Origin of the sequence: Jannaschia seosinensis, from assembly GCF_001408515.1 — a bacterium.
In the GTDB taxonomy this organism is placed as follows: Bacteria; Pseudomonadota; Alphaproteobacteria; order Rhodobacterales; family Rhodobacteraceae; genus Jannaschia; species Jannaschia seosinensis.
This window is the reverse complement of record NZ_CYPR01000121.1, coordinates 13789-35953: the sequence shown is the minus strand read 5'-3', so window position 1 is coordinate 35953 and position 22165 is coordinate 13789. Positions and strand designations below refer to the sequence as shown.

The 22165-nt window shown below is 65.3% G+C and carries 27 protein-coding genes; 23 read left to right on the top strand and 4 right to left on the bottom strand.

Features of this window, described 5'->3' with window-relative positions:
* The first annotated feature begins 57 nt into the window (after positions 1-57).
* Complete coding sequence (locus tag JSE7799_RS09815) at positions 58-1638, top strand: alpha-amylase family glycosyl hydrolase (protein WP_222101735.1); 1581 nt, start codon at positions 58-60, stop codon at positions 1636-1638.
* Positions 1639-1774: 136 nt separating this feature from the next.
* On the opposite strand, the gene JSE7799_RS09810 is transcribed toward JSE7799_RS09815, so the two are convergent.
* The gene (locus tag JSE7799_RS09810; protein WP_055663453.1) at positions 1775-2962 is read right to left on the bottom strand and encodes a MalY/PatB family protein; all 1188 of its coding nucleotides are present in this window, start codon (positions 2960-2962) and stop codon (positions 1775-1777) included.
* An 81-nt stretch (positions 2963-3043) separates the two neighbouring features.
* Between JSE7799_RS09810 and def (JSE7799_RS09805) the strand changes: the two genes are divergently transcribed.
* The 9 genes from def (JSE7799_RS09805) (at position 3044) to JSE7799_RS09765 (ending at position 8703) form a co-directional block, all read left to right on the top strand.
* Positions 3044-3562 (top strand): peptide deformylase, encoded by a 519-nt coding sequence (gene def, locus JSE7799_RS09805; RefSeq protein WP_055663452.1) that lies wholly within the window; start codon positions 3044-3046, stop codon positions 3560-3562.
* A gap of 63 nt (positions 3563-3625) precedes the next feature.
* A complete protein-coding gene (gene def / locus JSE7799_RS09800; protein WP_055663451.1) occupies positions 3626-4084 on the top strand; it encodes a peptide deformylase in 459 nt (152 codons plus the stop codon).
* Positions 4081-4593, top strand: a complete 513-nt coding sequence (gene def / locus JSE7799_RS09795) for a peptide deformylase (RefSeq protein WP_245624849.1) — start codon at positions 4081-4083, stop codon at positions 4591-4593. The genes def (JSE7799_RS09800) and def (JSE7799_RS09795) overlap by 4 nt, the downstream gene beginning before the upstream one ends.
* Positions 4584-5498: a methionyl-tRNA formyltransferase gene (gene fmt / locus JSE7799_RS09790; protein ID WP_055663450.1), complete on the top strand. Its 915-nt coding sequence runs from the start codon at positions 4584-4586 to the stop codon at positions 5496-5498. Before def (JSE7799_RS09795) ends, fmt begins: the two co-directional genes overlap by 10 nt.
* 4 nt (positions 5499-5502) lie before the next feature.
* Positions 5503-5739: a hypothetical protein gene (locus JSE7799_RS09785; protein WP_055663449.1), complete on the top strand. Its 237-nt coding sequence runs from the start codon at positions 5503-5505 to the stop codon at positions 5737-5739.
* A gap of 125 nt (positions 5740-5864) precedes the next feature.
* Positions 5865-6815, top strand: coding sequence for a 4-hydroxy-3-methylbut-2-enyl diphosphate reductase (ispH, locus tag JSE7799_RS09780; RefSeq protein ID WP_055663448.1), 951 nt, complete (start codon positions 5865-5867; stop codon positions 6813-6815).
* Positions 6816-7158: 343 nt separating this feature from the next.
* Positions 7159-7617 (top strand): DUF3429 domain-containing protein, encoded by a 459-nt coding sequence (locus tag JSE7799_RS09775; RefSeq protein ID WP_055663469.1) that lies wholly within the window; start codon positions 7159-7161, stop codon positions 7615-7617.
* The gene (gene rnhA, locus JSE7799_RS09770; protein WP_055663447.1) at positions 7614-8087 is read left to right on the top strand and encodes a ribonuclease HI; all 474 of its coding nucleotides are present in this window, start codon (positions 7614-7616) and stop codon (positions 8085-8087) included. The genes JSE7799_RS09775 and rnhA overlap by 4 nt, the downstream gene beginning before the upstream one ends.
* A gap of 4 nt (positions 8088-8091) precedes the next feature.
* Entirely contained in the window at positions 8092-8703 is a 612-nt protein-coding gene (locus JSE7799_RS09765; protein ID WP_055663446.1) for a trimeric intracellular cation channel family protein, read from the top strand.
* Here the strand turns inward: JSE7799_RS09765 and JSE7799_RS09760 are convergent.
* Positions 8700-9263, bottom strand: coding sequence for a LabA-like NYN domain-containing protein (locus JSE7799_RS09760; RefSeq protein WP_055663445.1), 564 nt, complete (start codon positions 9261-9263; stop codon positions 8700-8702). The genes JSE7799_RS09765 and JSE7799_RS09760 overlap by 4 nt on opposite strands.
* 129 nt (positions 9264-9392) lie before the next feature.
* Here JSE7799_RS09760 and folK point away from each other — a divergent pair, with 129 nt between their 5' ends.
* The 12 genes from folK (at position 9393) to JSE7799_RS09700 (ending at position 19049) form a co-directional block, all read left to right on the top strand.
* Positions 9393-9977, top strand: coding sequence for a 2-amino-4-hydroxy-6-hydroxymethyldihydropteridine diphosphokinase (gene folK, locus JSE7799_RS09755; protein WP_055663444.1), 585 nt, complete (start codon positions 9393-9395; stop codon positions 9975-9977).
* 33 nt (positions 9978-10010) lie between these two features.
* Positions 10011-10364, top strand: a complete 354-nt coding sequence (gene rpoZ, locus JSE7799_RS09750; RefSeq protein WP_055663443.1) for a DNA-directed RNA polymerase subunit omega — start codon at positions 10011-10013, stop codon at positions 10362-10364.
* A 22-nt stretch (positions 10365-10386) separates the two neighbouring features.
* A complete protein-coding gene (locus JSE7799_RS09745) occupies positions 10387-12564 on the top strand; it encodes a RelA/SpoT family protein (RefSeq protein WP_055663442.1) in 2178 nt (725 codons plus the stop codon).
* A gap of 9 nt (positions 12565-12573) precedes the next feature.
* Positions 12574-13260: a DUF2062 domain-containing protein gene (locus JSE7799_RS09740; protein ID WP_055663441.1), complete on the top strand. Its 687-nt coding sequence runs from the start codon at positions 12574-12576 to the stop codon at positions 13258-13260.
* Positions 13253-13993, top strand: a complete 741-nt coding sequence (locus tag JSE7799_RS09735) for a pyridoxine 5'-phosphate synthase (RefSeq protein ID WP_055663440.1) — start codon at positions 13253-13255, stop codon at positions 13991-13993. Before JSE7799_RS09740 ends, JSE7799_RS09735 begins: the two co-directional genes overlap by 8 nt.
* A 198-nt stretch (positions 13994-14191) precedes the next feature.
* Positions 14192-14605, top strand: coding sequence for a holo-ACP synthase (gene acpS, locus JSE7799_RS09730; protein WP_055663468.1), 414 nt, complete (start codon positions 14192-14194; stop codon positions 14603-14605).
* Between the two features lie 73 nt (positions 14606-14678).
* Positions 14679-15470, top strand: a complete 792-nt coding sequence (gene lepB, locus JSE7799_RS09725) for a signal peptidase I (protein WP_055663439.1) — start codon at positions 14679-14681, stop codon at positions 15468-15470.
* Positions 15467-16150: a ribonuclease III gene (gene rnc, locus JSE7799_RS09720; protein WP_055663438.1), complete on the top strand. Its 684-nt coding sequence runs from the start codon at positions 15467-15469 to the stop codon at positions 16148-16150. Before lepB ends, rnc begins: the two co-directional genes overlap by 4 nt.
* A complete protein-coding gene (gene era, locus JSE7799_RS09715; RefSeq protein ID WP_055663437.1) occupies positions 16143-17063 on the top strand; it encodes a GTPase Era in 921 nt (306 codons plus the stop codon). Before rnc ends, era begins: the two co-directional genes overlap by 8 nt.
* Positions 17060-17389 (top strand): DUF1491 family protein, encoded by a 330-nt coding sequence (locus JSE7799_RS09710; RefSeq protein WP_055663436.1) that lies wholly within the window; start codon positions 17060-17062, stop codon positions 17387-17389. The genes era and JSE7799_RS09710 overlap by 4 nt, the downstream gene beginning before the upstream one ends.
* A complete protein-coding gene (gene recO / locus JSE7799_RS09705; RefSeq protein ID WP_055663435.1) occupies positions 17389-18111 on the top strand; it encodes a DNA repair protein RecO in 723 nt (240 codons plus the stop codon). Before JSE7799_RS09710 ends, recO begins: the two co-directional genes overlap by 1 nt.
* A 179-nt stretch (positions 18112-18290) precedes the next feature.
* A complete protein-coding gene (locus JSE7799_RS09700; RefSeq protein WP_055663434.1) occupies positions 18291-19049 on the top strand; it encodes a sulfite exporter TauE/SafE family protein in 759 nt (252 codons plus the stop codon).
* A gap of 4 nt (positions 19050-19053) precedes the next feature.
* Here JSE7799_RS09700 and JSE7799_RS09695 read toward each other — a convergent pair whose 3' ends face one another.
* Both JSE7799_RS09695 and JSE7799_RS09690 read right to left on the bottom strand, forming a co-directional pair.
* Complete coding sequence (locus JSE7799_RS09695) at positions 19054-19572, bottom strand: DUF3859 domain-containing protein (RefSeq protein WP_055663433.1); 519 nt, start codon at positions 19570-19572, stop codon at positions 19054-19056.
* On the bottom strand, positions 19557-21152 hold the full coding sequence (locus JSE7799_RS09690; RefSeq protein WP_055663432.1) for a phosphoenolpyruvate carboxykinase: 1596 nt from the start codon (positions 21150-21152) through the stop codon (positions 19557-19559). The genes JSE7799_RS09695 and JSE7799_RS09690 overlap by 16 nt, the downstream gene beginning before the upstream one ends.
* Before the next feature lie 299 nt (positions 21153-21451).
* Here JSE7799_RS09690 and JSE7799_RS09685 point away from each other — a divergent pair, with 299 nt between their 5' ends.
* Positions 21452-22153: a response regulator transcription factor gene (locus tag JSE7799_RS09685; protein ID WP_055663431.1), complete on the top strand. Its 702-nt coding sequence runs from the start codon at positions 21452-21454 to the stop codon at positions 22151-22153.
* Positions 22154-22165 lie beyond the last annotated feature (12 nt).

The following is a 22165-nucleotide window of genomic DNA, read 5'->3' as shown; positions in this document are numbered from 1 at the left end:
TTCCGGGCTTGACCTGAAACGGCTTCCGTTCGCCAGTGTTTGCACTGTCAGGAGGAAATGACGATGGTGGACAAGCACGATACCGAATGGTGGAAGACGGGCACGATCTATCAGATCTATCCGCGATCTTTCATGGATTCGGACGGTGACGGGATCGGCGACCTCAAGGGGATCGAGTCCCGGCTCGATCACCTGACCTATCTCGGTGTGGATGCCGTCTGGATCTCTCCGTTCTATCCGTCGCCGATGAAGGATTTCGGCTACGACGTGTCGGACTATACCGGCATCGACCCGGTTTTCGGCAATCTCGACGATTTCGAGAGCCTTCTCGCCGCTATTCATGCGCGCGGGTTGAAGCTGCTTCTCGATTTCGTGCCGTGCCACAGCTCCGACCAGCATCCGTGGTTTCAGGCCAGCCGGTCGTCGCGCGACGATCCCAAGCGCGACTGGTACATCTGGCGCGATCCCAAGCCCGATGGCAGCCCGCCAACCAACTGGATCGCCGAATTCGGTGGTTCCGCCTGGACCCTGGACGAAGCGACGGGCCAGTATTATTACCACGCCTTCCTGCCGGAGCAGCCGTCGATCAACTGGCTGAACCCGGATGCGCGGGCGGCGATGCTTGACGTGCTGCAGACGTGGTTCGACCGGGGGGTCGACGGGTTCCGCGTCGACGCAGTGGAGAACGCGGTCGTCAACCCCGAAGGCGGCGACAACCCCCCGAACCCCAATTGGCAGGGCGAGGGCGGCCCGCCGCGTTCGCTGCTCGGCACGCATACTAAGTATCAAGCCGAAACCTTCGAGATCGCCCGCGAGATGCGGCGGCTGGGCCGGACCTACCATCCGGAAAAGGTGTTCGTCGGTGAGGCCTATGGCACGATCGAGGAGGTGATCCGCTTTTACGGCGACGATCATGACGGCTTTCATCTGCCGTTCAATTTCCTGCTGATCGGGGCGGAGTGGAACCCGCTCGTGATCGCGAGTCTGGTCGATGCCTACGAGGCGGCGTTGCCTGCCGGGGCTTGGCCAAACTGGGTTCTCGGCAACCATGATCGTGCGCGGATCGCGTCGGCGTCTCGCGCGGGGCGGGCGCAGGCCCCCGTGGCGGCGATGATGCTGCTGACGCTGCGCGGCACGCCCACGATTTATCAGGGCGAAGAACTGGGCATGGAGAATGTCGAGATTCCGCCCGAGCGTGTCGTCGATCCTTGGGAGATCAACCTTCCGGGGCAGGGGCACGGACGCGATCCGGTCCGCACGCCGCTCGCGTGGGAGGAGGCGCCGCACGGCGGTTTTACGACGGGCGAGCCTTGGCTGCCGGTGGACCTGCGTTCCGAAGTCACGGTCTCCGTCCTGCGCCGTGATCCGGGTTCCATCCTGAACCTCCACCGCGATCTGCTGGCCCTGCGCCACCGGGAGCCCGCGCTCACCCTCGGCGATTATCGGACTGTCTCCGTCGACGACGCGGTCTTTGCCTATGAGCGCAACTACGGAGACAGCCGCATCGGCGTCGCGCTGAACTTTTCCGATCAGCCCCGCCCGGCGGTGTTCGAGGGAGAGGTCTTGCTATCGACGGAGGGCGACGAGGCCACAGACGATCTGCGTCCAAACGAGGGACGTGTCGTGCGGCTCATTTGAGGCGCATGAGGGAGGGCGGGGATATGCGCCCCGTCCTGCCGGCTATGCCGGCGGCCGAACTGATCGCAGCCGATATCGACCAAACTCCTGCGCCGCCCCTCTACTCCGTTCCCCGGCAGTGCATCGACGGGGCAGCTTACTGAAGGTCTGCGAAGGCTTTCTGCATCCGTTCGACCGCCGCTTCGACATTTGCGCGCGGCGTCGCAATGTTGAAGCGAAGGAACGCATCGCCGCCCTTGCCGAACGTGGTGCCGTGGTTGACGGCGATCCGCGCATCCTTCTCCACCCGCCGCGTGAATTCCTCGCGCTGCATGCCGGTGCCCGAGAAGTCCACCCAGGACAGATACGTCGCCTCGAGCGGAACGGATTTCACGCCTGGAATCGCATCGAGCCCCGCATCGAACAGCCGGCGGTTGCCGTCGAGATACGCGATCAGGTCGTCCACCCATGCCGCCCCCTCGGGGGAATAGGCCGCCGTCGCCATGAACAATCCAAAGGAGTTCGGCGACAGGCCGAGCGCCATCATCCGCTTCGCGAAGCGCGCGCGCAGGCCCTCGTTGGGGATGATCACGTTGCCGGAATGGGAACCCGCGATGTTGAACGTCTTCGTCGTGGACGTCATCATCACGAGGCGGTCCGAGATCCCGGCGATGTTCGCCATCGGGACATGGGTGGTGCCGGGAAAGACGAGGTCGTGATGGATCTCGTCGGAAACCAGGATCAGGTCGTGGCGCCGGGCGAGAGCGGCAAAACCCTCCAGTTCGGCGCGGGTCCAGACGCGGCCGTTGGGGTTGTGCGGCGAGCACAGGATCATCATCGTGGCGTTCGACCGCTCCACCACCTCGTCCCAAGCCTCGAAATCGGGGGCGTAGCGCGTTCCGTCATAGGACAGCTCGCATTCCACCACGCGACGGTCATTGGCGCGGATCACCTTGGCGAAGGCGTGGTAGACGGGCGTGAACAGAACGATTCCGTCGCCGGGCGCGGTGAAGGTGTCCACGCACATCGCCGTGCCGTTGACGAGGCCGTGGGTCGTGAAGATCGCGTCGGCCTCCACCTCCCAGCCATGGCGTTCACGCATCCACCAGCGGATCGCATCGTGATAGGCGTCGTCGTCGCCGAAATACCCGACGATGCCGTGATCGACCTGCCGGCTCACCGCGTCGAGCACGCATTGCGGCGGGCGGAAGTCCATGTCGGCCACCCACATGGCGAGGCCATCCTGTTGCGGGACGCCGTAGATTTTCTCCATCATGTCCCACTTGACGCAGTGGCTGCCTCGGCGCTCGATCAGCGTGTCGAAGCGGGGGTCGTGTGCGGTCATCTTCAAGTCTCCTTCGGTGCAGACCCTGACCCGCGCCCGCGCCGGTTGCAAGGCGGGGGAGGGGTCTCTAAATCGGGCGCGATGAAGCGTAACATCCTGATCCACCCCGACCCGCGGCTCAAGAAGGTCGCCGCGCCCGTGTCCGACCTCTCGGACGAATTGCGGACGCTGGCCTCCGACATGCTCGAGACGATGTACGACGCGCCCGGCATCGGGCTGGCTGCGCCGCAGGTGGGCGTGGCTGCGCGGCTCATCGTGCTCGATTGCATGAAGGAGGAGGACGAGGCGCCGCGCCCCCTCATCATGTTCAACCCCGAGGTCGTCGCCGCCTCGGACGAGAACTCGACCTACGAGGAAGGGTGCCTGTCGATCCCCGACCAATTCGCCGAGGTCACGCGTCCCGCCGAGGTCACCGTGCGCTGGCTCGACGAGACGGGGACCGAGCGGACCGAGGATATGTCTGGCCTCTGGGCGACCTGTGTCCAGCATGAGATCGACCATCTGCAGGGTGTGTTGTTCATCGACCATATCGGCCCGATGAAGCGGCAGATGATTACCCGCAAGATGATCAAGCTGAAGCGTGAGAGAGCGCGTGGCTAGCGCACCGATCGCGCGGCCGCGCGCCTTTCTGCCATTCCGTTCCTTGCGCAAAGGCGTTGCCCGATGATCCGCCCGATCGTGATCCATCCTGATCCCGTTCTTCGCGACGTCTGCGACGCCGTGACCGAAGAGCCCGTTAACGATGTCGTCACGCTCGCCCGCGACATGCTCGACACGATGTATGCCGCGCCGGGGCGGGGGTTGGCGGCACCGCAGGTGGGTGTGACGTTGCGGCTTTTCGTGATGGATTGCTCGTGGAAGGAGGGGGTGCCCGATCCCCGCGTCTTCGTGAACCCCGAAATCGTCGCGCGGGTGGGGGAACAGGTGAACATCGAAGGGTGCCTGTCCATCCCCGATACGCCCCGGCGCGTCGCCCGCCCGGCCTCGGTCACGCTGGCCTTCGACGGGGCCGGCGGGCGGCGCGAGGAACGGTTCGCCGGATTTGCCGCGGCCTGCATCTGCCACGAGATTGACCATCTCGACGGCGTCCTGATCCTCGACCACCCCGAGGCGGCCGCGTGAGCGTGCCGCCCTTCACCGGAACACCCCGTCCCTTCCTGCGCTGGCCCGATCCCCGTCTGCGTACACCCGCCGCGCCCGTCGCCGAGATCGACGACGAAACGCGCGCGGTCTGGTCCGAGATGGAGGCCGCAATGCGCGCCATGCCGGGCGTCGGCCTCGCCGCGCCGCAACTGGGCATCCTGCTTCGTCTGGCGATCGTCGATGCCGGCGACGGCACCGGGATCACGTATCTGGCCAATCCGCGCATCCTGCATGCATCGGGTCAGATGCGTATCCACGAAGAGGCCTCCCCGAACCTGCCCGGCGTCTCTGCCAAGGTCGCGCGGCCCCGTGCCGTCACCGTGGCTTATACGGACGAGACGGGCGGGGCGCGCGAGGACGAGTTTGTCATGCTGCGGGCCACGAGCGTGCAGCACCAGATCGACCATCTGGATGGAAAGCTCTACGTTCACCGTCTGTCGAAGCTCAAGCGGGACATGGTGCTCAGAAAGGCGGCCAAATGCGCGTGATCTTCATGGGAACGCCGGATTTCGCGGTGCCGGTTCTGGAGGCGCTGCACGAGGCGGGGCATGAGATCGTGGCCGTCTACTCGCAGCCCCCACGTCCAGCCGGCCGCGGCAAGAAGGACCGTCCTTCGCCGGTTCAGGCGCGGGCCGAGGCGCTGGGGCTCGAGGTGCGGACGCCCCGGTCGCTGAAGGGCGAGGACGTGCAGGCGGATTTCGCCGCGCTCAAGGCGGATATCGCGGTGGTCGTGGCTTATGGTCTCCTCCTGCCGCAGCCGGTTCTGGACGCGCCTTTGCATGGCTGTCTCAACGTCCATGCCTCCCTTCTGCCGCGCTGGCGCGGTGCGGCGCCGATACATCGGGCGGTGATGGCGGGCGACCGCCGGACGGGTGTTTGCATCATGTCGATGGAGACGGGCCTCGATACCGGGCCGGTTTTGCTGCGGGAGGCGACGGATATCGGGCCGACCGACACGACCGGCGATCTGCACGACCGCCTGTCGCGGATGGGCGCGCGGCTGGCCGTCGATGCGCTGGCGCAGATCGCGCAGCTTTCGCCCGTGGGTCAGGGCGAGGACGGCGTGATTTATGCCGCCAAGATCGACAAGGCGGAGGCGCGGACTGATCTGTCCTGGGGGGCGGAGACGCTCGTGCGGCATATCAACGGCCTCTCGCCTTTCCCCGGCGCCTGGGTGGAGCATGACGCGGCGCGGCTGAAGCTGTTGCGCGCGCGCGTGGTCGACGGACCGGGTGCGGTGGGCGAGGTTCTGGATGCGCCCGGGCTGGTGATCGGCACGGGGGACGGCGGGGTCGAGCTTCTGGAGGTCCAGCCGGGCGGCAAGAGCGCGATGACCGGGCAGGAATACCGCAACGGTGCACGCCTCGCCCCCGGCGACCGGCTGGCGGACTGATCCGATGTTCCCGACCCTGATCGGAACGGTCGTGATAGCAGGTATCGTCGGTTACCTGTCCGAACGTCAGGGCTTCACTCATAACGGGATCGTCCAGAGCATCGTGATCTGTGTCGGCGGCGCCTTCGTGTTCTTCTTCGTGACGCTCATGTTCGGGCTGGGGTTTCGGGCGCCGGGGCTGAACGCCGTTCTGGCCTCGGTCGGCGCGCTGGTGATCGTGCCGACGCATTGGCGGCGCTAGGGCGGGTCGAAGAAAGGCAGCCGCAGAATCGGCGCTGGCCACGGATTGCGCGTGTCGACATCTGCGGACCGGTGGACTGGACGATCAGGGTTCACACCCTTACGTGACCGGTAAGGAGAGTGCATATGACTAAGCCCCCCCTCACGATTTACATGGCCGCGCCGCGCGGATTCTGCGCGGGCGTGGACCGGGCGATCAAAATCGTCGAGATGGCCCTCGGGAAATGGGGGGCGCCGGTCTATGTGCGCCACGAGATTGTCCATAACCGCTATGTGGTCGACGGTCTGCGTGCGAAGGGGGCCGTCTTCGTGGAGGAGCTCGACGAATGCCCGCCCGACCGGCCGGTGATCTTTTCCGCCCACGGCGTGCCGAAGGCCGTTCCCGCCGAGGCCGCACGGCGCGAGATGGTTTATGTCGACGCGACCTGCCCGCTGGTCTCGAAGGTTCATATCGAGGCGGCGCGGCACCACGAGAATGGTCTTCAGATGGTGATGATCGGCCATGCCGGCCATCCTGAAACCATCGGCACGATGGGCCAGCTTCCGCCGGGAGAGGTGCTGCTGGTCGAGAATTCCGACGACGTGGCCAGACTTGAGGTGCGCGACCCGGAGCGGCTGGCCTTCATTACGCAGACGACCCTGAGCGTGGATGACACGGCGGACGTGGTGACGGCCCTCAAGGCACGGTTTCCGGCTATCGTCGGACCTCACAAGGAAGACATCTGCTACGCCACCACCAACCGTCAGGAGGCGGTGAAGGCGATGGCGCCCGATTGCGATGCGATTCTGGTTGTCGGGGCGCCGAACTCGTCGAATTCCAAGCGGTTGGTCGAGGTCGCGGCCAAGGCAGGGTGCAGCTATGCACAACTCGTGCAGCGGGCTGCGGACGTGGATTGGCGGTCGCTGAAGGGCGTCGCGTCCATCGGGGTCACTGCGGGGGCGAGTGCACCGGAGGTTCTGATCAACGAGGTCGTGGATGCGCTGCGCGAACGTTACGAGGTGACGATGCGCGATGTGGTGACGGCCGAGGAGAACGTGGAGTTCAAGGTGCCTCGTGTGCTGCGGGAACTCGCGTGAAGCGGCGCTTGGTATCGTCTGTTCTCTAGGCGCCCTGTTCCGGCGGCTGCCTGCACGCGTGAGCGGGCAAGGCTGGCGCAAGGTGATGGCGGGATGAGCTGTTCCCAAGGCAAGGCCGGATACGGGGCCTGCTCCCCGGAGTCGCTTTGGTGCTCTGGAGGGTGAAGCGGCGAACGGGCGGCGAATTGCTTTTACCGACTGCACAAGTTCTGCCACTCTTGTGAAGCAACCGCCTGCGGGCCCGCCGGCCGGCGGAGCGAATTTCGTGACCATTGGAGGACGGTTGGCGTCACATCGGGCAAAGGGGCTTTCGGGCCGTCGTTCCGCGTGGCATCTGCGCCGCATGTTCGATGCGCGCATCCCCCGCTCCGCCCTGCTTCTCGGTCTTGCCGGATTGCTGCCGTTCTTCTGGGGCGTCGTCACGATGTACTCGGATGCGGCGGCGCAACTTACGTTGGCCACGATCGGTCCGCGGTTCATCGGCCCTTACGTCGGGCTGTTCTATGGCGCCGTGATCCTGAGCTTCATGTCCGGCGTCCTGTGGGGATTCGCCACGCGCACCGAGGGACAGGTCGCGGCGACGGGCTACGCGCTGAGCGTGCTGCCCGCGCTCTGGGCCTTCTTCGTGACCGGCGGCGGGCCGGTTTCGGCCGCGATTGGCCTGATGGCGGGCTTTGCCGGCGTGCTCCTGCTCGACTTCATGTTCTGGCGGCAGGAACTTGCGCCGCGTTGGTGGATGAAACTGCGGCTGATCCTGACGGCGGGCGTTCTGGTCTGCCTTGCGCCGGTGGCGTTCGGGTGAAGCTGATCGCCTATACCGACGGTGCCTGTTCCGGAAATCCGGGGCCGGGCGGATGGGGCGCGCTTCTCGTGGCGTCGCGCGATGGCGCCGTCGTCAGGGAGCGCGAACTCAAGGGCGGCGAGGCCGAAACCACGAACAACCGCATGGAGCTTCTGGCCGCGATCAATGCGCTCGAGGCGCTGGAGCGGCCCTCGGCGCTGACCGTGGTGACGGATTCGGCTTATGTGAAGGGCGGCATCACCGCGTGGCTTCATGGCTGGAAGCGCAACGGTTGGCGCACCTCGACCCGGAAGCCGGTAAAGAACGAGGATCTGTGGAAGCGCCTGGACGCGGCGCAGGCGCGGCATACCGTGATCTGGGAGTGGGTGAAGGGTCATGCCGGGCACCCCGAGAACGAGCGGGCCGATGCACTCGCCCGCGCGGGAATGGCGCCGTTCAAGCCGAAATCGCCGAAAGCCGCGAAGAGCTGATTGTGTGATTGCCGTGCTCGATCTTGCCGCCGTTCTGGTCTTCGCGATCACCGGAGCGCTCACCGCCGCGCGTGCGCAGCTCGACCCGGTGGGATTCGTGTTCCTCGCCTGCCTGACGGCGGTGGGGGGTGGAACGGTGCGGGATTTGCTGCTGGATCGCACAATCTTCTGGCTGGTCGATCCGCTGCCCGTGGCGGCGGCGGCGGGGGCGGCGATGCTCGTGTTCTTCAGCCATCACCTCCTCGCGTCGCGGCTGGCCGCGATCGTGTGGTTCGATGCTGTCGCGCTCTCGGTCGCGGTGGCGGCCGGCGTGGGCGTGGCTCATGGCGCCGGGCTTCCGATCTGGATCCAATTGGTCATGGGCGTCGTGACCGGATGCTTCGGCGGGTTGATGCGCGATGTCGTGGTGGGAGAGCTGCCGCTGGTGCTGGCACGGGGGGAGCTCTACGTCACCGCCGCGCTGGCCGGAGGCGCGGCCGCCGTGGCCGCGCGCGAGGCCGTTGGGCCCGGAGCTGTCCCGCTCGGGTCCTGTATCGCTCTGACCTTCGCGTTGCGGGCCGGATCGATCCGCTTCGGCTGGCGGCTGCCCGCGTTCCGGCCGCGGCCGCCGCGCTAGGCGTTCGCGGCCGCCGATCGCACGTCGACATCGCGCGGGGTGCGGCCGATCGTGTCGCGCAGTTCATCGAGCTCGATGAAATTGTCGGCCTGCCGCCGCAACTCGTCGGCAATCATCGGGGGCTGGCTGCGCAGGGTCGAGCAGACGGATACACGCGTGCCACGCCGTTGAAGCGCTTCGACGAGCGGGCGGAAATCGCCGTCGCCCGAGAACAGCACGATGTGATCGACATGGGCGGCCGTCTCCATCGCATCGACCGCAAGATCGATGTCCATGTCGCCCTTCACGCGCCTTCGGCCCTGAGCGTCGGTGAACTCCCGCGCGGGCTTCGTCACCATCGTGAAGCCGTTATATTGCAGCCAATCCACGAGCGGGCGGACCGGAGAATATTCCTCGGTTTCGAGAAGCGCGGTGTAGTAGTAGGCCCGAAGCAGTTTGCCGCGGCGCGCGAATTCCTGTCTTAAGAGTTTGTAATCAATGTCGAAGGAAAGTGCGCGCCCCGCCGCATAGAGGTTTGCACCATCGATGAACAATGCCAAACGCTCGTCTCTGTAAAACATCTTTTCCCTTTCTTTCGGATCCGCCGTGACGAAGCGGCACCCGCCGGACCGACCGCGACAGCGGCCATTTCCGGTTGTGGATTATAACGTGGGACCAGCAGTATAAAATATGCAAACCCGGAGTTTCCAATGAAGCACTTGGTCGCAGTCGGCGCCAATGCCTTTGCATCAACTTCGGGAACTGCGCGGCAAGTCGCCCATGCGCTGCGCGATCTGCCGGGGCGGGTGGTGGCGGTGTCGCGGCTTTGGCGGAATCCAGCCTGGCCGCCGGGGTCGGGGCCGGATTTCGTGAATGCGGTGGCGCTGGTTCATGCACCGATGCCGCCTGAGGCGATGCTCGTGCGCCTCCACAGGCTTGAGGCGCGACGTGGGCGGGTCCGGCGGGTCCGGTGGGGCGCTCGCGTGCTGGACCTTGATCTGATCGGCGCGGAGGGGTTGGTTCGGCCCGATCCAAGGACGGTCCGACGCTGGATGGATCTGGAGCCGGCCCGTCAGGCGCAGGAGGCTCCGGAGGAGTTCATCCTGCCGCATCCGCGCCTGCAGGACCGGTCTTTCGTTCTGATCCCCGCAGCCGAGGTGGTGCCGAAATGGCGGCATCCGGTGACGGGACGAAGCGTGGCGTCAATGGCAGCGTCGCTCCCGGCTGCGAAACGTAGTGAAATGCGCGTGATCGGGCCGGTGGATGGGGTTGTATCCCGGCGGCCACGGGCGTAAGTGGCGTGTTCCGACTCCTGACAGAGGTGCGACATGGCCCGCGTGACAGTCGAAGATTGCGTCGACAAGGTTCCCAATCGTTTTGATTTGGTGATGCTCGCCGCGCATCGCGCCCGAGAGATCGCAACGGGGTCTGCCCCGAGCGTGGATCGCGACAACGACAAGAACCCCGTCGTCGCCCTGCGTGAGATCGCCGAGGAGACCCAGAGCGCCGACGCCCTGCGCGAGCGTCTGATCGAATCGAACCAGACGCAGATCGAGGTCGACGAGCCGGAAGAGGATTCCATGGCTCTTCTGATGGGTGTGGAAAAGGATCAGCCGGCTCAGGACGACATGTCCGAAGAGAAGCTGCTGCGTGCGCTGATGGAGGCGCAAGGCCAGCCCTGATTGCGACGGAGGCGCACGTGAGATGATCGAGGCGGACGACTTGGTCGCCCTCGTGCGCGCCTACAATCCACGTACCAATGCCGGTCTGATCCGCGAGGCCTATGCCTACGGAGCGGAAATGCATGCCGGGCAATCCCGCCGCTCGGGTGAGCCGTATTTCACGCATCCCGTCGAGGTCGCGGGGCTCCTGACCGAACAGCGGCTGGACGACGCGACCATCGTTACCGCGCTGCTTCACGACACGATCGAGGATACCCGCTCCACCTATACCGAGATCTCGCGCCGGTTCGGCTCCGAGATCGCGGAAATGGTAGATGGCGTCACCAAGCTGACGAACCTCGAACTGACATCGAGCGAGACGAAGCAGGCGGAGAACTTCCGCAAGCTCTTCATGGCGATGTCGAAAGACCTGCGCGTGATCCTCGTCAAGCTGACCGACCGGCTGCACAACATGCGGACGATCCGGCACATGGCCGTCGGAAAGCAGGCCCAGAAGGCCCACGAGACCATGGAGATCTACGCCCCCCTTGCCGGCCGCATGGGGATGCAGTGGATGCGCGAGGAGCTTGAGGACCTTTCCTTCTCCGTCCTCAACCCCGAGGCGCGCAACTCGGTCCTGCGCCGCTTCGTGACGCTGCAGCGTGAAGACGGAAACGTGATCGCGCGGATCACCGATGACATCGAGCTGGAGCTGGATCGCGCGGGGATCGAGGCCGAGGTCAAGGGCCGCGCCAAGCGCCCGTTCTCCATCTGGCGCAAGATGGAGGAGAAGCGCGTCGGCTTCAGCCGTTTGTCCGACATTTACGGGTTCCGCGTGATCGTCAGCGACGCTGCGACCTGCTACCGCGTTCTGGGTGTGATCCACCAGCGCTGGCGCTCCGTTCCGGGGCGCTTCAAGGATTATATCAGCCAGCCGAAATCCAACGGATACCGCTCGATCCACACCACGGTCTCCGGGCGCGACGGCAAGCAGGTCGAGGTGCAGATTCGGACCCGCGAAATGCACGAGGTGGCCGAACGCGGCGTGGCTGCGCATTGGGCCTATCGCGACGGGGTGCGCTCGGAAAACCGTTTTGCCGTCGATCCGGCGGAATGGCTGCGCTCGATGAACGAACGATTCGAGGAGGCGCATGACCACGCCGAGTTCCTTGAGGCGGTGAAGCTCGAAATGTATACAGATCAGGTGTTCTGCTTCACGCCAAAGGGGATGGTCGTGAAGCTTCCCACCGGAGCGACGCCGATCGACTTTGCCTATGCGATCCACACGCGGATCGGGCACCGGACGGTGGCGGCGAAGGTGAATGGAATGCGCGTCCCGCTCTGGACGCGGCTTCGCAATGGCCAGTCGGTCGAAATCGTGACCGCCGAGGCGCAGACACCGCAGGTGACCTGGATCGACATCGCCACGACGGGCCGCGCGAAATCCGCCATTCGCCGCGCCCTGAAGGCGGAACGGCGATCGGGACAGGTGCGGCTGGGGCGCGAGCTGGCCCGTGCCGCCTTTGCGCAGGTGGGCAAGCGGGTGACCGACAAGGCGCTGGAGACGGCGGCCAAGTCGCTCGACCAAGACGGGCCGGAAGATCTGCTGGCCGCGATCGGGGCCTCCGAGATCAGTGCGAGGACTGTGACGGCGACGCTCTGGCCGGAGATCGCGCAGGCGCCGCCGGCTCCCGATGTTTCGAGCGAGGACGCCATCGTCGGTCTGGACCCGCAGGCCCATTTCGAGCGTGCGCCCTGTTGTCAGCCGGTGCCGGGCGAGCGGATCGTGGGGATCACCAACAAGGGGCGAGGCGTGACTGTCCATGCCATCGACTGTCCCCGCATGGCGGAGTTCGAGGACGTGCCCGACCGCTGGGTCGACCTGAAATGGTCGCCGGGTCATCATGCCGCGCGCAATGCGGTGACGCTGGACATGACGATCTCGAACGCGCCGGGCGTTTTGGGCCGGACCTGCATGCTGATCGCCGAGCAGAACGCCAACATCTCGGATCTGCGGTTCGTGGATCGCAAACCCGATTTCTTCCGCTTGCTGATCGACGTCGAAGTCCGCGACCGGGAACATCTGCACGCGTTGATCATCGCTACGGAATCCGACAGCGACGTGGCCCAGGTGTCGCGTCATCGTGCGGTGCCCGTCGGGACGGGAACGGTCGCCTCGCGCGAGGTGACGCATCGACGGCCCGACGCGACGGTGATGTGACGGTCGGAGATGTTCAAGCGGCGCGATCCCCTTTCGGTCAGGCAATCGGTCTGGCGGGCGCTATGGCCCCATGGCGGCTGGGGTAGGGCGGCGCTCTACGTCAAACATCGTTTGCGCCGCCTTCCCGACACGCCGCGCAAGATCAGCCGCGGGATCATGGTCGGCGTGTTCACGACCTTCACGCCGTTCTACGGGCTGCATTTCTTCGTCGCCGCGGCGTTGGCCGTCATCGTGCGCGGCAACGTGATGGCGGCGCTGCTGGGCACGTTCTTCGGCAACCCGCTGACCTATGTGCCGATCGCGGTCGTATCGCTCAATCTCGGTCACTTCATGCTGGGCACGGAGATGCGCGGCGAGGTCGACGAAAACATCTTCGGCAAGTTCTTTCGCGCGGGCGAGGCCCTGTTCTGGAACAGCTGGTCGGCAATGACCGGGGCGCCGGTGAACTGGACCGCGACGCAAATCTTCTGGAACGATGTCTTTCTGCCCTATCTTATCGGCGGACTGGTTCCGGGTGTCTTCACCGGGATCGCCGCCTATACGATCTGTCTGCCGCTGATTGAAGCGTATCAACGGAGGCGGCGCGGCAAGCTGAAGGTGAAGCTTGACGAGATCCGGCGCAAGGCGGCGGAGCGGGCTTCGGCGAAGGCCGACCTGAAGGCCGAGAAGAGCGCAAAGGGAGAGGCAAATGGATAGGCTGAGATTGGGTATCAACGTCGATCATGTCGCGACGATCCGCAACGCACGCGGCGGCGCGGTGCCTGACCCGGTGCGCGCCGCTCTGGCCGCCGAGGCGGCGGGCGCGGACGGTATCACCGCGCATCTGCGCGAGGATCGTCGGCACATCCGCGACGCCGACATGGCCGCGATCCGGGAGGCAATTTCCATCCCGCTGAACTTCGAGATGGCCGCGACGGAGGAGATGGCGCGTATCGCTCTGGAGGTCCGGCCGCATGCCGTGTGCCTCGTGCCCGAGCGGCGGGAGGAGCGGACGACCGAAGGCGGGCTGGAGGTGGCGGGCGACAGGGATCGGCTGACGGCCTACATCGCCCCGCTGACCCAGATGGGCGCGCGTGTCTCGCTCTTCGTCGCCGCCGACCCGGAGCAGATCGCGGCCGCCGCGCAGGTCGGCGCAGCGGTGGTGGAGCTTCATACCGGCAGCTATTGCGACGCGGTGGCCGAGGGGCGCGACGACGACGCCGCGCGGGAATGCGCCCGGCTTGCCGAGGGTGCGCAGATCGCGGCGAAGCATGGGCTGGAGGTTCATGCGGGTCACGGGATCACTTACGACAGCGTGGCGCCCATTGCCGCAATGCCCGAGGTGGTGGAGCTCAACATCGGGCATTTCCTCATCGGCGAGGCGGTTTTTCGCGGGCTCGACGGGGCGATGGCAGAGATGCGCCGGCTGATGGATGCGGCGCGGGCATAGCTCCTGCTTGCCGTACGTTATTGAAAGAGAAGCCATGCCCGCCGCTTTGGCAAGCTTTGCGTGTATCTCCGTCGGCTCTTGGTCGGCGGGTTGGGACGCCTGTGGCCACGCCAGCCGCCGAGCGGGAGAAGTTGCGGCACGCTTCACTGCGAGAATTTCGCCTTCGCGAGACGGCCGCATGCTGATGTGGCGTCGCTCATGATCCTGGGTATTGGCACCGACCTCGCCAATATCGAGCGGATCGAGGGCGTCCTCGAGCGGTTTGGCGACAGGTTCCGCGATCGCGTATTCTCGGAGCGGGAAAAGGCGGTTGCGGTGCGCCGGGCAAAGGTAGTGGGTGGCGAGGCTTCGACCTACGCCAAGCGTTGGGCCGCCAAGGAGGCCTGCTCCAAGGCGCTGGGCACCGGCCTGCGGATGGGGATCGCATGGCGCGACATGGCGGTGTCGAACCTGCCGACCGGACAGCCCGTCATGACGGTGACCGGTTGGGCCGCCAACCGTCTGGCCGAGATGACGCCCGCAGGATTCGAGGCGGTAATCCATGTCTCGCTGACCGACGACCACCCTTGGGCGCAGGCATTTGTCGTGATCGAGGCGCGGCCCCTCGCCTGAGCGCCCGGCGGCGTTCTTGACAGCGACCGGGGCAGGGGGCAGTGCAACCCCTCAGGCAGCAGGGACCGAGCGAATGGCGAAGGCGGAGAAGAAGGAGGGCCTCCTTGAAACCCTCAAGACGGTTTTCTGGGCGCTTCTCATCGCCGGCATCTTTCGCACGTTGTTCTTTCAGCCCTTCTGGATCCCCTCGGGATCGATGAAGGACACGCTGCTGATCGGAGACTTCCTCTTCGTTAACAAGATGGCCTACGGGTATTCCCGCCATTCCTGCCCGTTCTCGATGTGTCCGATTTCGGGCCGCATTTTCGGACAGGAGCCCGAGCGCGGGGACGTGATCGTTTTCCGTCATCCGGTGAACGGGACCGATTTCATCAAGCGGTTGGTCGGCCTGCCGGGCGACACGATCCAGATGCGCGACGGCGTGCTCTACATCAACGGCGCAGCCGCCGAACAGGCGCCGATTGCGGATTTCGTCGAACTCAAGGCGTTGCAGGGCCCGCAGCAGCTCATGCCCGCCTGTCAGAATGATGCGAATGCCGTGGGCCTTGGTGGGGAATGCGTCAAGGAGCGGTTCGTCGAGACCTTTCCCGGTGGCGATCGCCCGCATCACATCCTCAATATCGGCCGCAGTTCCACCGACACGACGCCGGCCTTCGTGGTGCCAGAGCGGGAGTACTTCTTCATGGGCGACAACCGCGACAATTCCCGTGACAGCCGGGTGCCGCGGTCGGTCGGCGGGGTCGGCTTCGTTCCCTTCGAGAACCTGATCGGCAGGGCGGATCGGGTGATGTTCTCATCGGCAGGATCCCGGATCCTCTATTTCTGGACCTGGCGGCTAGACCGGTTCTTCGAGGAGATCGTTTGAAGCTCTCGCGCGAGCTCGACGCCTTTCAGGCCCGGATCGGGCACCGCTTCGCGCGGCCCGAGCTACTGGTGCGCGCGATGACGCACAGCTCCATCGGATCGCTGACGCGGCCCGACAACCAGCGGCTGGAGTTTCTCGGGGATCGCGTGCTCGGCCTCGTGATGGCCGAGGCCGTCATGGGCGAGGACCGGACGGCCGAGGAGGGGCAGCTTGCGCCGCGTTTCAACACGCTTGTGCGCAAGGAAGCTTGCGCGGATGTCGCCCGCCAGATCGACCTCGGTGCGGTGCTCAAGCTTGGCAAGTCCGAGCAGGTCACGGGAGGTCGGCGCAAGACGGCGCTGCTGGGCGACGGGATGGAGGCGCTGATCGCAGCGATCTATCTCGATGCGGGTCTGGATGTGGCGCGGGAGGTGGTGCTGCGTCTTTGGGGCGAGCGGATCGCGCAGGTCGAACATGATGCTCGCGACGCCAAGACGACGTTGCAGGAATGGGCGCAGGCGCGCGGGATGACGCCGCCGCGCTATGAGGTGCTGAATCGTGCCGGACCGGATCACGCGCCGGTCTTCCGGATCGCCGCGCGGCTGGCGGATGGACGTTTCGGTGAAGGAGAGGCCGCCTCCAAGCGCGCGGCGGAGCAGGCGGCGGCCAAGGCGTTGCTGAGTGAGGTGGACGATGGCTGAAGAGACGACGCGCGCGGGCTTTGTCGCCCTGATCGGAGAGCCCAATGCGGGCAAGTCCACGCTTCTCAACCGGATGGTCGGGGCCAAGGTTTCGATCGTGACGCACAAGGTCCAGACGACGCGCGCGCGCGTTCGTGGGGTGGCGATGGAGGAGGCGGCGCAGATCGTCTTCGTGGACACGCCGGGGCTGTTTCGTCCCAAGCGGCGGCTGGACCGGGCGATGGTCGCCGCGGCTTGGACAGGCGTGGCCGATGCCGATGCGGTGGTCCTGCTGATCGAGGCGCATCGCGGACTGACCGAGGGGGTCGAAGCCATTCTCGACGCGCTGGCGGAGCGGCAGCGCAACGGGCAGCCGGTCCTTCTGGCCGTCAACAAGATCGACCGCGTGAAGGCGGAGGTTCTGCTGGCGCTGACGGAGAAGATGAACGCGCGGTTCCCGTTCGACGCGACGTTCCTCATTTCGGCGGAGCGGGGACATGGCGTGGCCGACCTGAAGGCGGACCTGGCGGCGCGCATGCCGGAGGGGCCGTGGCTCTATCCCGAGGATCAGATCGCCGACCTGCCCCTGCGGATGATCGCAGCAGAAATCACGCGCGAGAAGCTGACGCTGCGCCTGCATCAGGAGCTTCCCTACCAACTCACCGTCGAGACGGAGAACTGGGAGGACCGGGAGGACGGATCGGTGCGGATCGACCAGTTGATCTACGTGATCCGCGATGGCCACAAGGGCATCGTCCTCGGGCGCAAGGGCGAGACGACGAAAGCCGTCGGCCAAGCGGCGCGCGCCGAACTCGAGGAGTTCCTCGGACGTCGGGTGCATCTGTTCCTGCAGGTGAAGGTCCGGCCCGGCTGGCTTGAGGAGGCGGAGCGGTTCGATGCGATGGGGCTGGATTTCAAGGACAGCTCGACTTGAGTCGCCTGACGGCGTCGTTCTGGGTCTCCGCCTACCGCAAAAGGCTGGAGTTGCACGGGATCCCCTGCTTCGTCGTACGGCACGGCGACGACACGGCGGGCGCGGTCCTCGTGAAGTTGAACACGCTCGACGGGCGTGCGGTCGTGCATCAGCGCAGCTTCGATTTGATGACCGGAGAGCGGGCCTGGATCGTCCTCGCCGAAGGGGATGAGGCGGATTGCGATGCTACGGTAACACGTCAGGCCTCGTTCGACCCGGATCTCTGGGTGCTTGAGGTCGAGGACCGGGCGGGGCGTCATCTGCTCGACGAGGAGGGGCTCGGCTGATGGAGTGGCGCGACGAGGGGATCGTCCTCGCCGCTCGGCCACATGGCGAGACATCGGTGATCCTCGAGCTGTTCACGCGGCAACATGGCCGGCATCTGGGCGTCGTTCATGGCGGGGTTTCGCGGCGAAAGGCGCCGATGTTGCAGCCGGGCAACCAACTCGATGCAGTCTGGCGCGCCCGACTGGAGGGGCATCTTGGCTCCTGGAGCGTCGAGCTGATGCGATCGCGCGCGGCCGGCGTTCTGTCTGATCCGCTGCGGCTTGCCGCGCTGTCGGCGACCTGCGCGCTCTGCGCCTTCGTCCTGCCCGAGCGGGAGGCTTTGGCCGAGTTCCAGATCCGCACCGAAGACCTGTGCGACGCGATCGTGAGCGGTGAGGGCTGGCTCAACGACTATGTATTCTGGGAGGCGGCGCTGCTTGAGGTGGCTGGCTTCCGGCTGGATCTCGGGACTTGCGGGGCGACGGGGACGACCGAGGATCTGGTTTATGTCAGCCCACGCAGCGGCCGCGCCGTCAGCAGGGCGGGGGCCGGGGAGTGGGCCTCGCGTCTGCTTGCGCTGCCCGAAATGCTGACCGGAGCGCCGCCCTCAATGGCGCGGGTGGTTGCGGCGCTGGACCTCACCGGGTTCTTCCTGTCGGAGAAGGTGGCCGCCTCTCTCGGCAACCGCCCCTTGCCAGCGGCCCGGGCGCGGCTCGTCGACGCGCTCCGAGGCGAGGCTTAGCCGCGCCGGTCCGAGGCGGGGCCGGCGGGCGCTTGGCTGGCGGTGATCGAGTCGTGGAACGGGGCTTCGTTCGCGTTGCCCCGGAGACTCACGGCTGTCCCGCTCGATCAGACGTCCTTTGCTCGGGAAGCACATCGTCAGCGCTGGCGCGGCCCGGGGCGGCGGCGTAGGCAGGCCGCATGAACACGCTCTCCTCCTCCGACTGGCTTACGGCCGTTCTCATCGCGGTCACGGCGGGTCTCGTGAAGGGGATGGTAGGGTTCGCCCTGCCTCTCATCATGATCTCCGGCCTGTCGAGCTTTCTGGATCCACGGCTGGCTCTGGCGGGCATCCTCATGTCGGTGCTGGCGACGAATGGTTGGCAGGTGACGCGGCAGGGTCTGACGCCCGCACGCGAGGCGGCGGAGCGGCATTGGCGTTACCTTCTGATCGTGATGGTGGCGATCTTCCTGACGGCCCAACTTGTCACGATCATCCCGCGCAGGGCATTCTACCTCATCCTCGGGGTGCCGGTGGTGGGCCTGTCGCTGATGCAGCTTCGCGGTGTGCGCCTGCATGTTCCGCCCGAGCGGCGCGCGGCGGCGGAATGGGGGATCGGCCTCGTCTCCGGCGTCTTGGGCGGATTGGCCGGAACATGGGGGCCGATGACGGTGCTTTACCTAATGGCGATCGACACGCCGAGGGCGCGGCAGATGGTCGTCCAAGGCGTCATCTATGGGGCCGGCGCTGTCGTCCTGTTCCTCGCGCATTTGCGGTCGGGGATCTTGAACGCGGAGACGTTCTGGTTTTCCGCCGCGCTCCTGCCGGCGGCACTGATCGGTATGTCGCTGGGGTTCAAGTTGCAGGACCGGATGGATCAGGCGCTGTTCCGCAAGGTGACTCTAATCGTGCTGATCGTGGCCGGGATCAATCTGATCCGCCGGGGCATTTTCGGCTGATCCATCAGGACAGGAACTGGAAACAGGCTGCCTCGACGCGGGAGGAGCCGCCGGCATCAACGACGGTGAACGGCACCTCGACCAGCGTTTCGCCATCCTTTTCGATTTCGAAGGTCCAGGGGCCGGGAACCTTCTCGTATTCTTTTTCGAACGTGAAGAGGTTCAGGCTCTCGGTTCCGGCAGGGATCTTGTCTTCCCACTCCTCGCGGGTGACGTCACGCGGGCCCATCGGCGGGTGTGTGATGACGACGGTCACGATCTGGCTTGGTGTGCCCAGCTTTACGCCGGTCCGGAAGCCGAAGCTGAGCCGATCCATCGTCGGAACGATCCTGTCCGGGAGGTCGAAGACGAGCGACTCGTCGATCTGGCGGATGAACCCCGCCTCGGTGCCCGGCGCTTCCATTAACTCGCCGGTGGTCGGGCGCGGGCAGATGATGCCGGCTTCGACCAAGTGGACCTGTGCCGCCGCGGGAGCGGCCAAGGCGACACAGGTCGAGATCAGGATCGTCAGCCGATAGCGCATGCCTTTACGTCCTCGTCGATATGATCGACGTATTTCTCGAAGTTGGCGGCGAACATGTCCACCAGCTTTCGCGCCTGCACGTCATACGCATCCTTGTCCGCCCAGGTGCGCCGCGGATCGAGCAGGATGTCGTCGACGCCGGTGCAACTGACCGGCACGTCAAAGCCGAAATTGGGATCGCGGCGGAACTGGCCGTGAGCCAGCGTTCCGTCAAGCGCAGCCGACAGCAGTGCACGGGTCGCCTTGATCGGCATTCGGGAACCGGTGCCATAGGCGCCGCCGGTCCACCCGGTATTGACGAGCCAGCAATCGCTGCCGTGCTCGGCGATCTTTTCGCGCAAGAGCTTGCCGTAGACTTCCGGCCGGCGCGGCATGAAGGGCGCGCCGAAGCAGGTGGAGAAGGTGGGTTCCGGCTCGGTCACGCCACGCTCGGTGCCCGCGACCTTCGAGGTAAAGCCCGACAGGAAGTGATACATTGCCTGCGCGGGTGTCAGCCGGGCGATCGGCGGCAGCACACCGAACGCGTCGCAGGTCAGCATGATCACGTTCTTGGGATGCCCGCCAAGCCCCGTCTCGGAGGCGTTGGAGATGTAGTCGAGCGGATAGGCGCAGCGCGTATTCGCGGTGATCGAGTTGTCTGAGAAGTCGATTTCGCGCGTGTCGGGGTCGAACACCATGTTCTCGATAACCGTGGCGAACCTTGATGTGGTGTCAAAAATCTCGGGCTCGGCCTCGCGCGACAGGTCGATCGTCTTCGCGTAGCAGCCGCCTTCAAAGTTGAAGATGCCGCGTTCGGACCAGCCATGCTCGTCGTCGCCGATCAGCGTGCGGGAGGGGTCGGCCGACAAGGTGGTTTTGCCGGTGCCGGACAGGCCGAAGAAGGCGGCGGCCTCGGCGGGCTCGTCCGGTGCGTGGTTTGCCGAGCAGTGCATCGGCATCACGCCCTTTTCCGGCAAGATGTAATTCAGGAGCGTGAACACCGACTTCTTGTTTTCCCCGGCATATTCCGTGCCTGCGATGAGGATCTCGCGGGTGCCCATGTTCATCGCGATCACCACGTCGGAACGGCAATCGTGACGCTCCGGATCGGCCTTGAAGGAGGGGCAGTTCAGGACCGTGTATTCCGGCACGAAGGCGGCGAGTTCCTGAGCGTCGGGACGGCGAAGCAGGTGACGGATGAAGAGGCTGTGCCAGGCGAACTCCGTGATGACGCGGACATCGAGGCGGTGCGCCGGGTCAGCTCCGGCGAAGAGATCCTGAACGAAGGTGTCGCGGCCCTGCATGTGCGCGCGCATGTCATCGCGCAGCGTCTCGAAACCTTTGGGCGACATGGGACGGTTGTTGTCCCACCAGATCGTATCTTCGGTCGTGGCGTCGCGGACGACGTGCTTGTCGAGGGGCGAACGGCCGGTGAATTTTCCAGTGCTGACCAGGAACGTGCCGCCGATGCCGAGCGTGCCCTCTTTGCGCGCCAACGCCTCCTGCATCAGGGCCGACTCAAGCAGGTTGTATCGCACTTTCCCGAACCCTGTCATTCCTTGGGCCTCGAGGGTCTGCGCGGGATTCACGCGGTCGGTCATGCTCTCGCTCCTTTTGCGGGCTTCGCACCGTTGCATGCCGTGTCACGCCCGGGCGTCCCAAGGTGCGACGCTAACACAGCATCCCCGGCAGGGCAGGGGGAGTTAGCGCCAACAAACGCAGCCGCTAGCGCAATCATCCTGCGCGGCCGAAGCTCCAGTTTCACATATTTTTAACTGCATCGCGGTCACAATCGAGTTGGCGAATCATTCGAGACGCGAATTGTGTTGATCTTCGGGCGGCTTTTCGACGACGTAGCGGAAAAACACGGCAGTAAAACAGGCAACCAGAGGACATTGACATGTCGCGGATCGCGCTCGTCGACGACGACAGAAATATCCTGACGTCGGTTTCCATGACCCTCGAGGCGGAAGGCTTCGAGGTCGAGACCTACAACGACGGACAGAGCGCGCTCGACGCGTTCTCACGGCAGATGCCCGATCTTGGTGTGTTCGACATCAAGATGCCGCGCATGGACGGCATGGACCTGCTGCAGCGGGTTCGCCAGAAGTCTTCAGTTCCCGTCATTTTCCTTACGTCGAAGGACGACGAGATCGACGAGGTGCTCGGCCTGCGCATGGGGGCCGATGATTACGTCCGCAAACCGTTCAGCCAGAGATTGCTGGTCGAGCGGATCCGCGCGATCCTGCGGCGGCAGGAAGCCATCGCTTCCGACGAGACCGATGTACCCGAAGACACGCAGGTCATGATCCGCGGTGAATTGTCGATGGATCCCCTTCGCCATGCGGTGAAGTGGAAGGGTCAGGACGTCACGCTGACGGTGACGGAGTTCCTCTTGCTGCAGGCTCTTGCTCAACGTCCGGGCTTCGTGAAATCGCGCGATCAGCTGATGGACGTGGCGTATGACGATCAGGTCTATGTCGATGACCGGACGATCGACAGCCACATCAAGCGCCTTCGGAAGAAAATGCGTTCTGCGGATTCGGAGTTTTCCGCGATCGAAACGCTTTATGGCATCGGTTACCGCTACAACGAAGAGTAAAGGCCCGCTAGG